The organism is Burkholderia sp. GbtcB21 (assembly GCF_019091065.1).
GTDB lineage: Bacteria > Pseudomonadota > Gammaproteobacteria > Burkholderiales > Burkholderiaceae > Burkholderia > Burkholderia pyrrocinia_C.
The window spans coordinates 227128-242487 of record NZ_JAGXKA010000003.1 but is presented as its reverse complement, the minus strand read 5'-3'; the positions used below and the strand labels follow the sequence as shown (position 1 = coordinate 242487).

At 64.4% G+C, this 15360-nt stretch carries 15 protein-coding genes and 1 pseudogene; 5 read left to right on the top strand and 11 right to left on the bottom strand.

From position 1 onward, the window contains the following. Positions 1-17: 17 nt before the first annotated feature. From KVT39_RS09075 to KVT39_RS09055, 6 genes and pseudogenes are all read right to left on the bottom strand, one after another. Positions 18-2267, bottom strand: a complete 2250-nt coding sequence (locus KVT39_RS09075) for a polysaccharide biosynthesis tyrosine autokinase (RefSeq protein WP_081938484.1) — start codon at positions 2265-2267, stop codon at positions 18-20. Between the two features lie 7 nt (positions 2268-2274). Beyond that, positions 2275-2766, bottom strand: coding sequence for a low molecular weight protein-tyrosine-phosphatase (locus tag KVT39_RS09070; protein ID WP_217588623.1), 492 nt, complete (start codon positions 2764-2766; stop codon positions 2275-2277). Beyond that, positions 2763-3947 (bottom strand): polysaccharide biosynthesis/export family protein, encoded by a 1185-nt coding sequence (locus KVT39_RS09065; RefSeq protein WP_243566008.1) that lies wholly within the window; start codon positions 3945-3947, stop codon positions 2763-2765. The genes KVT39_RS09070 and KVT39_RS09065 overlap by 4 nt, the downstream gene beginning before the upstream one ends. A gap of 86 nt (positions 3948-4033) precedes the next feature. Further along, positions 4034-5440 (bottom strand): undecaprenyl-phosphate glucose phosphotransferase, encoded by a 1407-nt coding sequence (locus KVT39_RS09060; RefSeq protein ID WP_217588622.1) that lies wholly within the window; start codon positions 5438-5440, stop codon positions 4034-4036. 1185 nt (positions 5441-6625) lie between these two features. Then, positions 6626-6942, bottom strand: a pseudogene (locus KVT39_RS37910) (hypothetical protein). Between the two features lie 41 nt (positions 6943-6983). Next, positions 6984-7133: a hypothetical protein gene (locus KVT39_RS09055; RefSeq protein ID WP_181152253.1), complete on the bottom strand. Its 150-nt coding sequence runs from the start codon at positions 7131-7133 to the stop codon at positions 6984-6986. A 47-nt stretch (positions 7134-7180) separates the two neighbouring features. Between KVT39_RS09055 and KVT39_RS09050 the strand changes: the two genes are divergently transcribed. From KVT39_RS09050 to atsR, 3 genes are read left to right on the top strand one after another with little or no spacing between them, the layout of a single operon-like run. Next, the gene (locus KVT39_RS09050) at positions 7181-8053 is read left to right on the top strand and encodes a helix-turn-helix domain-containing protein (RefSeq protein WP_034181888.1); all 873 of its coding nucleotides are present in this window, start codon (positions 7181-7183) and stop codon (positions 8051-8053) included. Between the two features lie 42 nt (positions 8054-8095). Continuing rightward, positions 8096-8599 (top strand): molybdopterin-dependent oxidoreductase, encoded by a 504-nt coding sequence (locus tag KVT39_RS09045; protein ID WP_034181887.1) that lies wholly within the window; start codon positions 8096-8098, stop codon positions 8597-8599. Between the two features lies 1 nt (position 8600). Next, entirely contained in the window at positions 8601-10412 is a 1812-nt protein-coding gene (gene atsR / locus KVT39_RS09040) for a hybrid sensor histidine kinase/response regulator AtsR (RefSeq protein ID WP_217588613.1), read from the top strand. 75 nt (positions 10413-10487) lie between these two features. Here the strand turns inward: atsR and KVT39_RS09035 are convergent, their stop codons facing one another. Together KVT39_RS09035 and KVT39_RS09030 are read right to left on the bottom strand one after the other, a co-directional pair. Continuing rightward, on the bottom strand, positions 10488-10907 hold the full coding sequence (locus tag KVT39_RS09035) for a secondary thiamine-phosphate synthase enzyme YjbQ (RefSeq protein WP_217588612.1): 420 nt from the start codon (positions 10905-10907) through the stop codon (positions 10488-10490). A 10-nt stretch (positions 10908-10917) separates the two neighbouring features. Beyond that, entirely contained in the window at positions 10918-11244 is a 327-nt protein-coding gene (locus KVT39_RS09030) for a thioredoxin family protein (RefSeq protein ID WP_034181884.1), read from the bottom strand. Between the two features lie 288 nt (positions 11245-11532). Here KVT39_RS09030 and KVT39_RS09025 point away from each other — a divergent pair, with 288 nt between their 5' ends. Together KVT39_RS09025 and KVT39_RS09020 are read left to right on the top strand one after the other, a co-directional pair. Further along, positions 11533-12252, top strand: coding sequence for a flavin reductase family protein (locus KVT39_RS09025; protein WP_217588610.1), 720 nt, complete (start codon positions 11533-11535; stop codon positions 12250-12252). Positions 12253-12305: 53 nt separating this feature from the next. Further along, positions 12306-12638: a DUF2322 family protein gene (locus KVT39_RS09020; protein WP_034181882.1), complete on the top strand. Its 333-nt coding sequence runs from the start codon at positions 12306-12308 to the stop codon at positions 12636-12638. A 429-nt stretch (positions 12639-13067) separates the two neighbouring features. Here KVT39_RS09020 and KVT39_RS09015 read toward each other — a convergent pair whose 3' ends face one another. Genes KVT39_RS09015 through KVT39_RS09005 form a run of 3 tightly spaced genes read right to left on the bottom strand, consistent with a single transcriptional unit; the run spans position 13068 to position 15317 of the window. Then, complete coding sequence (locus tag KVT39_RS09015) at positions 13068-13739, bottom strand: hypothetical protein (protein ID WP_254640403.1); 672 nt, start codon at positions 13737-13739, stop codon at positions 13068-13070. A 49-nt stretch (positions 13740-13788) separates the two neighbouring features. Next, positions 13789-14337, bottom strand: a complete 549-nt coding sequence (locus KVT39_RS09010; RefSeq protein ID WP_217588609.1) for a hypothetical protein — start codon at positions 14335-14337, stop codon at positions 13789-13791. A gap of 8 nt (positions 14338-14345) precedes the next feature. Then, positions 14346-15317 carry a hypothetical protein gene (locus KVT39_RS09005; protein WP_217588607.1) on the bottom strand — a complete coding sequence of 324 codons (972 nt, stop codon included), beginning with the start codon at positions 15315-15317 and terminating at the stop codon, positions 14346-14348. Positions 15318-15360: the final 43 nt, after the last annotated feature.

The following is a 15360-nucleotide window of genomic DNA, read 5'->3' as shown; positions in this document are numbered from 1 at the left end:
GAATCTCCGTCGGCGGATCACGTGCGATCCGCAGCGGTTTGCGAATCGGCGTTGTCATACCCGTACGCGCCGTAGTTGCCATACCGGGCGGAACGCAGCCCCGGCCGGAAGCCGTTGAACACGACCGCGGTCGCGCGCGCGCCGACGCGTTCGATCCGCTTCGACGCTTCGAGCAGTTCGCCCGAGGTCGTCACGCCGGCACGTGCCGCAAGCAGGATCGTGTCCGCCTGCGCGGCAAGGACGACGGCGTCCGTCACCGGCAACAGCGGCGGCGCGTCGAGCAGCACGACGTCGTAATCGCGTGCAACGTGCATCAGCAACGCCGACAGACGATCGGACGACAGCAGTTCGACGGGCCGATCGGCATACGGGCCGGCCGGCAGCAGGTCGACGTTCGGCGCGACGTCGCGCACGATGGCGTCGGCGGCGGTCGCGCCGCCGCGAAGGACGGTCGACAGGCCGATCTCCGGCCGCAGGCCGAAGCGCTTGGCCAGCTTGCCGCGACGCAGGTCGCCGTCGATCAGCAGCACCCGCTTGTTCGACTGTCCGAGCAGCGCGGCCACGTTGCCCGACACGAACGATTTCCCGACACCCGCGGACGGCCCCGTGATCAGCACACGGTTGCCGTCGGGCTGGTCCATCAACTGGAACCGCAGTGCCGTGCACAGGCTTCGCAGCGCCTCGACCGCGGGTTCGTTCGGTCGCGCCAGCGCCAGGACCGTCGCCCCGCCTGCCGCGGCGTCACGCTGCGCAAGCCGGTGTTGCGCAACGCTGTGCGGAATCGTCGCCATCACGTTCAGGTTCGTGTCGCGCTCGATCTCCGCGGGATCGGTCACGCCGCCGAACAGCACCGCGCGGCCGATCACGGCGCACGTGCCGAGCACGAGCCCTATCAGCGCGGCCATCACCGTGACCAGCGCCGGCCTTGGCCGCACGGGCTTGTCCGGCACGATCGCGCGATCGATCACACGCACGTTGCCGATCTTGCTCGCGGTCGCCAGGCGAAGCTGCTGGACGCTGTTCAGCAAGCCGACGTAGATCTCCGTTTGCACGGTCACGTCGCGGCGCAGGCGTACGACGTTCTGCTGCGCATCGGGCAAGCGCCGGATCGTGTCGTTGATCGTCCCGATCTGTGCGTTGGCGGCGGCGATCTGCCGGTCGACCGCCGCGAGCTCCGGGTGAGCCGGCGTCAGCGTCGACGCCAACGCCCGCCGCTTCTGTTCGAGCTCGAACAGCGACATCTGCGCGGCGGTCGATTGCGTCAGCATCGCCTTCGCCTGCTCGGTCAGGTCCACGATTTCATGGCGGGCCTGGTATTCATTGAGGCGATCTTCGGCCGCACGCAACTGACGCTCCACGGCCGGGACCTGGTCGCTCAGGAACGCCAGCGACTTCTCGGCGGTGGCCGCCTTGCGGCTCGCGTTCTGCTGCACGTAGTTGTCGGCGATCGCGTTCAGCACGGCTGCCGCGCGCACCGGATCATGGCTTTCGTACGACACGCCGATCACGCCGGACTGATCCTTGCCGCGGTTCGCTATCGTCAGTTTCTTCTGCAGTTCGGCGAGCACGACCTGCCTCGAATCCGCCTTCACGACGAACTGCGCGCCCGCTTCGGCTTCGATGCCGGCTACCTGCAGCGTCACGTCGCCGGCGGCCGTCTTCACGCGCAGCGGCTCGCCGATCGCGCCTTCCGCATCGCGATCGAGATCGCTGCCGGACAGGCGATAGCGCCCGTCGCCCAGCGACGTGACGATGAACGTGTGTTTCTGGAAGTCGCGCGGCACGTCGAATGCCGGAACGTCGATGCGCTCGTTGCCCCAGACGAACCCGCCGATCCCGAACAAGCCGGGCGTCGACAGCCTGCGATTGAAGCGCGCGACGGCGGAGCCGATCACGGGCACGCGGCGCGGATGCGCTTCGATGTGCAGGCGCTGACCGTCGACGACCGGTTCGGTCACGAGCCGCGAGCGCAGGATTTCCATCTCGCCGTCGTCGGTCGACTTCACGTCGAACAGCGCGCCGAGGCCGCCGACGAGCCCGCCGTCCGCCATGCTGCGCAGGTCCGAGCCGCCGCTTTCCACCTGCACGGCAATGTCTGCCTTGTAGACCGGTTTCACGACGAAGGCATAGCCGGCTCCAAGCGCGGCACACGCCGCCGTGACCGCGACGATGCGGCCTGCGTGCCGGATCAGCACGTCGAGGATGCCGCGCACGTCGAGTTCGTCGGCGTCGTGTAAATGAGGTTGGCGTGGGTTCGATGCGTTCATTTGAGGCTCACTGCAAGTGTTCCGGCGCATCCGCGCCGGTATCCGGATGCGGCTGCGGGTTCGGTTCGAAGGTGGCGATCCGCGCGGCCCAATCGGCCACGCCGTGCTCGATCAGCCTCATCGCGTAGTCGTAGACGTAGCGGCTTCGGCGGTACGGATCGGGAACGTCGGTCTGGTAGCGCTCGGTCAGGCAATACACACGGCCGCGCGTCATCGGGCAAATCCGCTCGATCAGATGGCGCTGCGCGACCTCCATCACCAGAATCAGGTCGGCCCACCGGCAGGTTCGTTCATCGACGCGTCGGGCCCGATGCGCGGACAGGTCGAAGCCGCGCTCGATCAACAGCGCATTCATCACCGGGTCGACCGCCGTCCCGCCGATCGCCGCGACGCCGGCCGACTCCACCGTGCGACCGGGCAGCGCGCGCGACAACAGCGCCCGCGCGGCCGGGCTGCGGCATACGTTGCCGGTACACACCACCAGGATCCGTTTCATCATTTCGTGACGATCGCGGCCGTCAGGCCCGCGTTGATGGCCGGCAGCAGTTGCGCGAGCACGCGGCCGAAGCGCGCGAGCTTCGTGCTGTCGACGTACACGACGTCGCGCGGCTGCAGCTCGAACTCATTGGCGAGCACCATCGACACCGGCGAGCTGCCGTCCAGATGAAACACCTGCGCCTGCCGGTCCGCGCCGGCGCGAATCACGTAGGTCTGCCTGGGGTCGGCCGTACCCTGGTTCACGCTGCCGGCCTGCGACAGCGCGTCGGCCAGCGTGAGCCGGCCGTTGCGCAGCGGCAGCGCCGTCGTCGGCTTGTTGACTTCGCCCATCACGTACACGCCGAACTGGTCGCGCGCGCCGACCTGCAGCAGGTCGCCGTTGCGCAGCACGATGCGCGACGGATCGACGCGCTCGCGAATCAGGCCCGGCAGGTCGACCGGATAGGCGGCACCGTCGCGCACGAGCGTCATGCGGCTCTGATCGGCGTCGGCCGTGAAGCCGCCCGCGCGCGTGACGGCTTCGAGCAGCGTCATCGGCGTGTCGTTGAGCGGGTGCGCGCCCGGCGCGCGAACTTCGCCGTCGATGTAGACGCGATTCGCGCGATACGACGCGACGCGCACCGTCAACTGCGGCGCGACGAACCACTTCGACAGCCGCGCGCGCAGCGCGGACTGAATCTCGCTCGTGCTCATGCCGGCGACATGCAGTTCGCCCACGTACGGAAAGGCCAGGTTGCCGGCCTGATCGACGACGAAGCCCGCCGGCGGATCGGCAGCGCGCACCTGCTGCGTGCCCGGATTGCCCTGCGCCGCGGCCAGTTCGGGGTGGTCCCAAACGGTGATCTGCAGCACGTCGCCCGCGTCGATCGCGTACGGCGCCGGCACCGCAAAGAGCGCCGCGCGCGTGCGTTCCTCCTGTGCGCTCGCCTCGCGCCGCTGGGCCGCGATCAGCTCGCCGTCGATCGGCCCGATCGGTACCGATGCCGCCGCTTCACGCGAAGCGGGTGCGTTTCGCGGCTGGCCGGACGGTGCCGCGACGATGCGATGCATCGACACCGCCAGGCCGCCTTCGTATGCCTGCGTCGCGATACCGCCATCCCGCGCCGCATCGTGCGCGAGGTTCATATGCATGCCCGGTTCGATCGTGCAAGCAGACAGCAGCACGACGGGCAAGACCGTCATTGCCGATCGCAAGCGTTGCGCCCGTGACCCGGGCCGTTTTCCAGTTTCCATTTCCGTTGTCCAGAGCGTGTGCATCGACGCGTCATTCAATAGGCATTGCGATGCGTGAATCCATACAGGACGGTCGCCGCCACGATCCTTACGTCCATCGCAAACGACCAGTTGTTCAGGTAATAAAGATCGTGTTCGACCCGCTTCTGCATCTTCTCGACGCGATCCGTCTCGCCGCGATGCCCGTTGACCTGGGCCCAGCCGGTGATGCCCGGCTTGATCCGGTAGCGCTGGATATAGCCGTCGACAAGGGGCTGGTAGAAGCGGTCGTGCTCCACCGCATGCGGGCGCGGCCCGACCACCGACATGTCGCCCTTCAGCACGTTGAAGAACTGCGGCAGTTCGTCGAGGCTCGTGCGTCGCAGCAGCGCGCCGACACGCGTGACGCGCGGGTCGCCTTGCGTCGCCTGCCGGACTTCGCCCGGCTCGCGCGTGTCCGGCACGCGCATCGTCCGGAACTTGTAGATCGTGAAGATGCGCCCGTAAGCGCCCCTGCGTTGCTGCCGGAACAGCACCGGCCCCGGCGACGACAACTTCACCGCCAGCGCAACGACGGCCATCAGCGGTGCGATTCCGATCAACGCCAGGCCCGCGAACACGCGGTCGAACACCGCCTTGCCCACCAGCGCCCGCGCTGAAAGCGGCGACGAGACGAGATCGAGCGCGTGACCACGAAGCGCCCCGTTCGGATGAAGCGGCGTCATGCCGGTGAGGTCGGGCATGAAGCGGATGTCGACCAGATCCTCGGCGAACGCGTGGACGATCTCGCCGACGCGATCGGCCTCCGACAGCGGCAGCACGATCCAGATCTCCCCGACGTGGGCGCGACGCACGTACTCGACGAATTCGGCGAGGTCACGATGCACGGCCGGCTCTTCCGGCCCGATCGGCGACGAACCGGACATGTCGAAGATCGCGGCGATCTGGAACGACCGCCCCGTTTGCCGCGCATCGCGCCCGACGAGCGCCCGGCAACGTTCGCGATGCCCGACGAGCGCAACCGGTTTGCGCCGGGCATGCCGCGCCGCCGCGAAAACACCGAGACACCACCGCGCGGCCTGCGACACGACGAGCGCGACCGCCGACAGCGCGAACCAGCCGGCTAGCCAGCCGAGCGCGACCGGAAATTGCCGGTCGTGCGCCATGACGGAAATCGCGCCGACGCACAACGCGACGGCCAGACAGGCCGGCGCAAGCCACACGCGACGCCACGACAGGCGGCGCTCGGGATCGCCGTACACACCGACCAACGGAAACAGGACCAGCGCGCACGCGATCGAAACGGCGATCAGCACCGCATCAGATCCGGCAGACGGCGAGCCGCCCAGCCAGCTTCTCGCTGCCCATGCGGTGACGACGAGCAATACGGCGTCCAGCAACCTGAACCGTGAAGCTGTTCCGCGAACGGCGGGGGTATATCTAGTTTGGTTGAACGAAGGCATAACCCTGGGCGATCATCCGTCGCGATCGATTGGCGACGGAACGGCGGTGCATCTACACGCAATGCACGCCACGCCGGCACGAATCGAATCCCGGACCGATGATCGATTTCATGTGTTGTTTAGTAATGCGAATCTGAATCGATTGACATGGACCTTCAATCAAACGTCACGGATCGTTAAATTTCGCACCTGGCTGACGTGGCCCAACAACTTCAACGAGACCGACGCCCTCTGCTTACCGCAAGCCCATCGCTTATCGAAACGATGTAAGACTTGATACTGCCACTACGATCTGGTGTTTTAAATCGTTCATGTCCTAAACTAATTGGCATAGATATGTTTCTTGTACTATTTGCCAATGAAGCCCCTGCCTACAAGGCGTGTCTATTGATGTCAAGTGACCGAGCAAGCCGCGTGATGTGTGCCGGATCATTTCGCGAGCCGGCGTGAAAACACTGCCATCCCGCGAACGCGATGGCCGACGACTGCGACGTGTGTCGGCGTTGCGACCAGAGGCGGCGTCAACGCGCCGCTGCGCATGGGCGGCAGGTTTCGCCGCGCGTCCCGAGCAACGCCCGCCAGCGCTACTTACGCGCGTTGTTTCAGGTGACAGCCGGCTCGGTATCGACGCGCATCGGCGTCGCCCGTTCCGACATGACGTGCCGGCTCGGCGGCGAATCGGGGATCTCGACTGCAGCAAAAAGGCGAGCGTGTGCCGTGCGCTCGTCACGCTGCCGCTCGTGCGCAACCGTCACGGCAGCGTCAGCGTTCGCTTCGCGTACGAGAACAGGAAAGTCCGCTTGGGACGTGATTGAAATTTTTCAGCGAGATCGCTTGAGGGGCGCGGCCCGGACGTAAACGAAATACCGCCGGCAAGCCGGCGGCAAAAGATGCGCCACGGATGACGTGGCGCACCTGAGGCACTCGATTCAGCGAGCGCGGGTCATTGAGCTGTGAATGACCCGTGCGACGCTGCCGCGACGGACGCGCAAAGCATCGCGACCAGCGCACCTTGAGTGAGACGACGGGAAAGGTTGGTCTTCATGTCGTTATCGATCGATAGAGTCGTTGTTCGGCTTATGCGTCCATACGAACTTCGATGAACCCCCGGCTTGGCGCGATGGTGGTCTCCCCGCTGCCGCCCCGTTGCTTTCGGCCCGGTCAGTCGTACCAGTACGTCCGATTTCAGACGCCGTAGTACGGATAGCCCGAGTACCAGTAGCCGTAATAGACGTCACGCCATTGCGTGCGCCATTTCCAGTCTTCTTCGTCTTCTTTCTTCGCCTTGCGCGCGAACTCGAGCAGCTTCTTCGATTCCTTGTCGCCGCGGAAATAACGCAGGCCGGGATCGTATGCCGCCTTCGGCCGGGCCTTCGCGGCCTGCTTCAGCGCGACGACGCGCGCAGCAATTCTTCGAGCTTTTCACCTCCGCGAGCTTGGCTCGCAACCTGGTCGCGCGCGGCGCAGCGGATACAATCCGCCAACGCCGACACGCTGCCCAAGGCTCTCTCAGGTTCTCTCTTTGAATCGTTCCGTCACTACTTCATTGCCGCCGCTCTTCGCTGTATCGGCTGTCGCCGGCATCGATCCCAAACATGACGCGGCAAACAATAGTGACGTGGTGAGCAATAATAATGGAGAAAAATGGCATGTCAAGGTCCTTCGCTTTTTCAAAGCTTGCATGACGCGTCACTTTTGATATCCTCTTCCTCGCCCAAAACCCCTGGAGACCCCATCGAGATGCCCAACAGCGAGCAGGCCAATGTCGATCTGATCACCGCCAACAAGGTGCGCGACCTCCTGAACCGGAACGGCATTCCGCCGCGAAGTCACAACACGACGATCGCGAACGTGCTCGGTCTCAGTTTCTCGGTCGTCACGCGCAAGATGAAAGGCCTGATCCCGTGGAACCTGTCGCAGTTGCAGGACATCGCGACGCACTTCGGCGTGCCGCCCGCGATCCTGCTCGACGACAAGGGCGCGCAGCCGCCCGCGGCCGAGATGGTCGACGCGACGCTCGTGATCGAGTCGCGGCGCTTTCGCTGCCGCGCCGCGATCTCGACGAAGGCCAGCAGCCAGATCGAAACGGATTTCGTCGCGCTGCAGTGGCAAGGCGAATGGATCGTCACCGAGCGTCAGCACGCACGCGAAGGGCGCACGTATGCGGTCGACGTCGTCGAGCTGCGCTCGAGCCAGCCGAACGTGTACGCGGCGCGGATCGCCGTGGTCGACGATTCGCGGGACGTCGCCGAGACGGTATGTGAATATTTCATCGAAAAAGGCGTGAACGCGATCCCGTACTTCGACGGCGCCACGTTCCGCAAGGCGCTGGAAGTCGAGGATTTCGACGGCTACATCCTCGACTGGATGCTCGGCGACCAGACCGCCGCCGATCTCGTGCGCGGCATCCGTTCGAGCGAGAACAGCGGCGCGCCGATCTTCCTGCTGACCGGCAAGATCTCGACCGGGGAAGCGAGCGAGGACGAAATCGCGCACATCGTGTCGCACTACAACGCGCGCTGCGAGGAAAAGCCGGTGCGCTTGCCGATCCTGTTCGCCGAAGTGGCACGCGAACTGAAGATCGCGCTGCCGGCCGTGGCCGCCGCGGGCTGAGACCGGAGCGACACCCCACCACCGCACGACCGAGGGAAAGACATGCGAATTTCAACCATCTGGACCAAGAGCCTGCTGACGGCCTGCCTGCTCGGCATGGCCGCCGCGGCATGGGCCGCTTCGTCGTTTACGTTCACCGTCGACGGCAACATCGACAAGAGCAACCAGCAAGGCAAGACGGCATACGTGTTTTCCGAGCAGGCGCTGATGGCGCTGCCGCAGCATACGATCGTCACGTCGACGAGCTGGACGCCGAAGGCGACCTTCACCGGCCCGCGCCTGTCCGACGTGCTGAAGGCCGTCGGCGCGCACGGCACGCAGATCGAATTCCACTGCATCGACGAATACACGTTCACGATTCCCGTGTCCGACGCCGACCGGTACGGCGTGATCCTCGCGCGAACGATGAACGGCAAGGTGCTCGGCAACGACAACTACGGCCCGCTGTGGATCATGTATCCGCGCGACCAGTATCCCGACGAGCTGAAGACGCCGCTCGGCGAAGCCAAGTTCGCGTGGCAGATCATCGGCCTGACCGTGAAGTGAAATGACGCGGCCGCGGCGGAAAAACAGAAAGATCATCCTGGTCCTCGGATCGCTGTGGATCACGGGATTCGCCGCGTGGGCGTTCCTGCTGTGGGATCTGCTGGCGACATCGGTCAACGAGGGCGTGCTCGAAGGGCCGCGCGAAGGCGTGTTCTGGACGGCCGCGCAATACCGGAACGTCTATACGCGGTTCGACCGGCAGCTGATCCTCTACGCGACGCACGAGGACGACGACTTCGATCGCGTGCAGATGCAGCTCGACAGCCTGTCGGTGTCGTTCGGGTTCCTGCAGCGGCCGTCCGAGGTATCCGAATACTGGCTGCGCATCCCGCGCGCGCGCAACGAGATCGCCGCGCTCGGTGAATTCATGGCGCGCCTGAAGCGCGACGTGCCGTTGCTGCGCGGTGCGCCGAAGCATGCGCGGCAGGTGATCGACGACGTCAATGCATACTGGCCGAAGGTCAACGGCCTCGCGAACTACTTCCGCGCGATCGAGATGGCGCAGCGCGATTTTACGTTCCATCAGCTGAAGGAAAAGCAGCGCGCGATCCTGACCCTCGGCATCGTGCTCGGCGTGATCCTGTGCGCGCTGTTCCTGCTGCTGTTCTATACGATGCGCACGCGCGACGACCTGCTCGAACGGCAGGACGCGGCGCTCGACGCGGAACGCAAGGCGTCCGATCGCGCGTTCGAGATGATCGAGGCGAAGAACGCGTTCCTCGGGATGGTCAGCCACGAGCTGCGCACGCCGCTGCAGGCGATCTGCGGATCGATCGAGATCCTGCTCGCACGCCCGCAGTCCGACGCGAACCTGAAGACGATCCGGCGGCTGCAGAATTCCGCGCTATCGCTCGAAGCGCTCGTCAAGGACCTGACCGACTACATCAAGCTGCGCTCGACGAAGCGCCTCGCCGAACTGGAAACGGTCGGCATGGCACCGCTGCTCGCCGAAGTGATCGAGCCGCTGCGCGACAAGATCGCGGCCAAGCGGATCGCGGTCACGCAGCAGGTCGAACCGCACGATCTCGCGATCCGCTCGGACCGCAAGCTGTTGCGGCAGGTGCTGTCGAACCTGATCGAGAATTCCGTCAAGTACACGCTCGGCGGGTCGATCAAGGTATCGATCACGCTCGCCGACGCGCCGGCCGGCCGGCAATTGAAGCTTGCCGTGCGCGACACGGGCACCGGCATCGCGAAGCCGCACCTGTCGAAGATCTTCGAGCCGTTCTACCGCGCGAACGACGCGGTCGGGCTGCACGTGGACGGGATCGGCATGGGGCTCGCCGTCGTGCGCGAAATCGTCACGACGCTGCGCGGGCATGTGGACGTGCGCAGCGTGGTCGGCGAAGGCAGCGAGTTCGTCGTGACGCTGCCCGTCGAAGTGCCCGACTTCGTCGAGGCCGCCGGTGAAGCACCCGCGTGGTCGGCCGCCGCCGCGCATCGCGACCTGCGCGCGCTGGTCGTCGACGACAACGACAACGCGCGCGAAACGCTTGGTGCGATGCTGTCGGCGCTCGGCATCGAAGCCGATCTGTGCGGCACCGGCCAGGAAGGCGTCGCGCGCTTCGGCACGGGCCGCTACGACATCGTGGTGCTGGATCTCGAACTGCCGGACCTGAGCGGCTTCGAGGTCGCGCGGCGCATTCGCGCGGTCGCTCAACCGGGCGACGACGGCCGACATCCGGCAATCATCGGCGTCAGCGCCTATGAATCGGCAGCGCTGCGCGAGAACGAACAGGTGTTCGACGAATTCCTGCCGAAGCCCGTGCACCTGCGCGAACTCGGCGCCCTCATCGAGAAGCTGCTCGGCTGAATCGGTATGCCGCGTGCAAACGCGCACGACATCGCGCGCCAGCACTGCGTCGCGCGTTACCGCTCACGTTCCCGTTTATTCGCCGATCAGATGCAGCACGATGTCGCGCCGGTGCGCCGCGCGGCGATGCTCGAACAGGTAGATCCCCTGCCAGGTGCCGAGCACCATGCGCCCGTGCTCGACCGGAATCGACAGCTGAACCTGCGTGAGCGCCGTGCGCAAATGGGCGGGCATGTCGTCGGCGCCTTCGGTGTCGTGCTCGTAGCGCGTGTCGTCCTCGGGCGCGAGCGTCGCGAAGTAGCGTTCGAGATCGCGCTGCACCGACGGATCCGCGTTCTCCTGGATCAGCAGCGATGCCGACGTATGCCGGCAGAACACGGTGAGCAGGCCCGTGCGGATCGACTGCTGGTCGACGAACGCGCGCACCTGCGACGTGAATTCGACGAGGCCGCTGCCGCGTGTGTCGACGGCGACGTGCGTGATGGCCTGTTGCATGGCGATGCCTTCAGGCCAGCGCAGCGAAGCCGTCGGCTTCGATCTGCTTCGCATCGGCGGGGCGCACGACGCGCGCGACTTCGACGCCGTCGCGCAGGAACACCAGCGTCGGCCACAGCTTCACGCGGAACGAACGGCCGAGCGGGCGGCCCGGGCCGTCCTCGATCTTCAGGTGGCGCACGGTGGGGTGTGCGGCGAACGACGCCACGATCGCAGGTTGCGCGCCTGCACAGATGCCGCACCAGTTCGCGCCGAATTCGATGACGGTCGTGCCGGCGAGTGCGTCGACTTCCGCGCGCGTGGGCGCCTCTTCGGAATAGCGTTGCGGGGTGTGCATCGGGGCCCTCATATGCAATTCTGGAACGTGACCGCACCGGGTCGGCGGGTGCGATCGGCGATGTCCTACTGTAGCGGAAAAGCCGGCGCGATGCCGGCGCACGCGGGCACGGAAGCCGGCCGGCGCAATGGCCCGACGCCTTCCGCGCGCCGCCCGCGCATCACGCGCAATTTCCGTTCCGCCATCGCGCCGCCGCCCGCTGGATGACACGACAAGAATCGGAGCGCCGCGCGGCCGCGACGGGATCAGCATGCGGACTGATCCGTCAACGAAACGAAGGCCCCGACCATGAACGCTCCGCATCGCGTCACCGAACCGAATATCCTCTATTTCGGCACGCCCGTCGTGCTGGTCAGCACGCTGAACCCGGACGGCACAGCAAATCTTGCGCCGATCTCGTCCGCGTTCTGGCTCGGCTGGCGCGGCGTGATCGGCATCGCCGCCAGCTCGCAGACCACCCGCAACCTGCTGCGCACCGGCGAATGCGTGCTGAACCTGCCGTCGTCGGCACAGGCGCACGCGGTCGACCGGATCGCGCGCACGACGGGCACGTATCCGGTGCCCGACGGAAAGCGGGCGAGAGGCTATGTATACGAACCCGACAAGTTCGGCACGGCCGGGCTTACCGAAGCGGCGTCGCTAACCGTGTCGCCGCCGCGCGCGCTCGAATGCCCGGTTCACCTGGAAGCGGTCGTCGCGGCCACGCACGGCCTCGCCGATGAAACACCCGACCTGCGCGGCAAGATCATGGTGTTCGAGCTGCGCATCCAGCGCGTGCACGTGCATCCCGACCTGCTGATGGACGGCCATCAAGACCGCATCGATCCGGACAAATGGTCGCCGCTGATAATGAGTTTTCAGAAGTTTTACGGCCTCGCGCCGCAGCAAGTGCACGCGTCGCGGCTCGCCCAGATTCCCGAGCGCGCGTATCGCAGCCCCGATATCGAGCGCTCGCGCAACGCAGGCGCGCCGGCCGCGCCGGCCGGTGCGCCGCAGCCGATCGGATAAGATACGGCCGGCCATCCTCATTGGCCCAAGACCGAACCGACGGAGTGTTTTCAGTGATTCAAGCTACCCCAGTATTCAAGGACAACCTCGCGCAATTGCCGGCCATCGACGGCATCGCGCGCATCGATCTCGTCGGCGCGAACGGCGACGTGGTCGCCAGCATCGAGAACCAGCCCGGCAAGCAGGGTTCGCTCGCTGTGTACCACTACCTGAAGCAGGCATTCGGCGCGCTCGACGCGAAGGCTGCCGAGCATGGCCTCGCCGTGTTCGCGGAGCACACCGCCGACGCACGCAACCGCCCCGGCGCGCACCCGAACGTCGATCGCCTGCTCGCGATCGTCGCCGGCGGCGAAGCGCTGCGCATCGACGTCGTCGCAAAGGGCTGAGCAACAGGCGGGCAATGATGCCGCGCGTCGATGCGCGGCATGCTCGTGCATCGCGTCAATGAGCGCCGGTGCATACCGGATCGCCGTCCTGCCCGCACATGCCGTGACGCATGTGCCTGTATTCGATGCGATCGATGACGGCCTCGGCCGTCACCCATATGGGGCACCGTCGCCGTTGCCGCCATCGCGGCGATCCCGTTGCTGCAGATGCGCTACGGCACGCCGGAAGGGTTTGCGCGGGTCATACCGCGGGGTGGTCACGCGTTCGTGCTGATCGTCGCGCTGGTCGCGCTCGACAGGCGAGGTTGGACAATCGCGAGCCTGTCGGTCGGCCCGCACATCAGCGTCCAAGGGTACGCGCCGTGTCATTCGGAGAATGCAGGCGATATGCGAATGAACCGGTTGCCAATTCCGCATCGAAACGTCGAATTATCCCGCGTGGCCTTCACACGCCGGATACCCCGGAATCTTCACGACGCGCCCATGCACGGGCAGCGGCACCCCCGGATAGACATTGAAATCGTCGAGCTTCTGGCCGTCCGCTTCGGCACCCGTTACGGGATAGCGCACGGTACCTGTCGCGGTTACGCGCGCACCATCGGCTTCGCACGTGACGGAAAGCGTCCGGCGCTCCTTGTCGGGCAACTGGCGAACCAATCCGCTGAATCCGAGATTGACAACGATATTGGCGGTCGCCGCCTTTTTCTCGGCCCCCAGCACCTTGACGACCGGCTTGACGTCGAGCCGGTAAACGGTCTCCGTCTCGACCGCGCGCACTGGCTTGAGAATGATCGCCTTCGTTTGACCAGGCGAAAGCGTCATGCGAAACGGATACGCATAGATGGACGGATGCGTCGATTCGCCAACCGGCTCGAGCCGCTCATCCTCCAGCGGCGCGCCCGGGTTGAGCAGACGCGACAGCGAAATGCTCACGTATTCGGGCCGATCGCCGTTGTTGACCACCTGCACGGACGTCACCTTCGCGTCGACCTTCGCTTCTTTCGGCATCAGGTCGATCGCGGCGAACGATGGCGCCGACATGGACAGGCAGGCCACCGCGCAAACGCCAAACAATACGGAAGAAAGCTGCTTCATGTTCATGTGTCAATCAGTGGAGGATTGGGGGAGCGCCTGGCATGACGATCGTTCGTCAAGGCGCCTTGATGACCGGTTCGAATGTCATCGACAACACACCGGCGTATGTACCTACCGTGCTTTTGAAATCGCCTTCCGGCGGATAGGCCGAAATGGCGAGACCGTAGTAGCCCACCGAGTCCGTACCGGCCACCGGCGGCGCCGGGTTCTGAAACTGCACGCTCTGGCCAACCAACAGCGCCTTCGGATCCCCGCCTTCGTTGCCGAGGAGCACCTTCGGCGACCGGAACACCTGAGCGGCATTCGACTGGTTGCGAATCGTCAGCGGGTCGTCCATGCGAACCTGGAACGCACCGCTCGTCGATACGACTTTCAACCGCGCCTGCACCTCATACGGCGTCGTCCAGCCACCGAGCTGCTGCATTTCCAGCCCCTTGTCGAACCAGCCATCCTTGTCGTCGGTCACGGTCAGCATGTCCCGACCGGCCACGTGCGCCGTGATCTTGCTCTTGGTCTTTCCCGTGAGGGCCACGGTCTGCGGCAGTGCGACGGCAGGCACGAACAGCAGCGCAATCAGCGCGTTACAGAGGGTGGACGTTTTCACTTGCGCTCCTACGATTTGGTGACGACAGTGAACGTCAGGACGTCGCTATAATCGCCGCTCTTGATGTTCGGGTCGACCGTCGTCTTGAATGTCGGAACAAAGCAGGTTTTTCCCGAGCTATTGAACGACAGTGCTTTTTTGTTCGCATTCGGCAACGTCACATTCGACGTGCCGCTATCGAGCGTCAGGCTATAGGGTATGAGTTGCGACGCGTCCTTCAGGTTTTTGAGGCGATAGAGGTTACTGACAACGCCATTGGCACTGCCGGCGTTGATGATGAACTGCTTGCCGCTCACCGCCGTACCCGAATAGGTAAAACAAAGCTGATCCGAACTGTTCGGGAAAATTTTCTCTCCATTTCCCTCGGGCAGTTCACCCAGATTCCAGTCCGGCGCGGTCATGCCAATAGCGATGGCGGGCGGCGGCGGCTTCTCCGGGTCAATGATATTACAACTACTACCGGTATTGTTCCGATCGAAATACGCGCCACCGGTTACTTCAGCGACATCATCCTTGTTAGTATAATTACCAGCGCGAATGGAAACTGCGGGCCAGTCGGAAATTTTATAATTGTCGATCAAAACACTTACTTCAGCCGCGAATGGCTCACGAATACTCCATTGAGGGCTCGCTCCGGTTGGTGCAACACCATGGTATATTACGTAATCACTCCCAGAATAAGAAGAGGCATGCGGAACAGAATTAATCCAGACCTTTTTCGCGCTATTACCACTCGGATTCATTTTTCCGTACTTATCGTATGTATATATCATAACCCCGCGCGTACTAAAATAAACAAAGCTACCTTGACCGGTGAATGCCTTCTTGAAGTTCATAACGAGATTTAGCGTACTGGTTCCATCCCCGTTATCTCGCCAAGAACAAGAGCCATAACTATCGACAACCGGGCCAGTAATCAAATTAAACGCCGCAAATACATTTCCGGAAAACAAAAAAACAAATGGCGCAATCAAAAACATGACAAGCCGCCATCCTCTCCTACAGAATAGGTTATCCGACATC

Coding starts and splice junctions, on each gene's coding strand:
- KVT39_RS09065 (WP_243566008.1), bottom strand. CDS start 3,947: ATGACGGTCTTGCCCGTCGTGCTGCTGTCTGCTTGCACGATCGAACCG.
- KVT39_RS09005 (WP_217588607.1), bottom strand. CDS start 15,317: ATGTTTTTGATTGCGCCATTTGTTTTTTTGTTTTCCGGAAATGTATTT.
- KVT39_RS09060 (WP_217588622.1), bottom strand. CDS start 5,440: ATGCCTTCGTTCAACCAAACTAGATATACCCCCGCCGTTCGCGGAACA.
- KVT39_RS09035 (WP_217588612.1), bottom strand. CDS start 10,907: ATGCAACAGGCCATCACGCACGTCGCCGTCGACACACGCGGCAGCGGC.
- KVT39_RS09025 (WP_217588610.1), top strand. CDS start 11,533: ATGAACGCTCCGCATCGCGTCACCGAACCGAATATCCTCTATTTCGGC.
- KVT39_RS09030 (WP_034181884.1), bottom strand. CDS start 11,244: ATGCACACCCCGCAACGCTATTCCGAAGAGGCGCCCACGCGCGCGGAA.
- KVT39_RS09070 (WP_217588623.1), bottom strand. CDS start 2,766: ATGATGAAACGGATCCTGGTGGTGTGTACCGGCAACGTATGCCGCAGC.
- atsR (WP_217588613.1), top strand. CDS start 8,601: ATGACGCGGCCGCGGCGGAAAAACAGAAAGATCATCCTGGTCCTCGGA.
- KVT39_RS09015 (WP_254640403.1), bottom strand. CDS start 13,739: ATGAACATGAAGCAGCTTTCTTCCGTATTGTTTGGCGTTTGCGCGGTG.
- KVT39_RS09075 (WP_081938484.1), bottom strand. CDS start 2,267: ATGAACGCATCGAACCCACGCCAACCTCATTTACACGACGCCGACGAA.
- KVT39_RS09050 (WP_034181888.1), top strand. CDS start 7,181: ATGCCCAACAGCGAGCAGGCCAATGTCGATCTGATCACCGCCAACAAG.
- KVT39_RS09045 (WP_034181887.1), top strand. CDS start 8,096: ATGCGAATTTCAACCATCTGGACCAAGAGCCTGCTGACGGCCTGCCTG.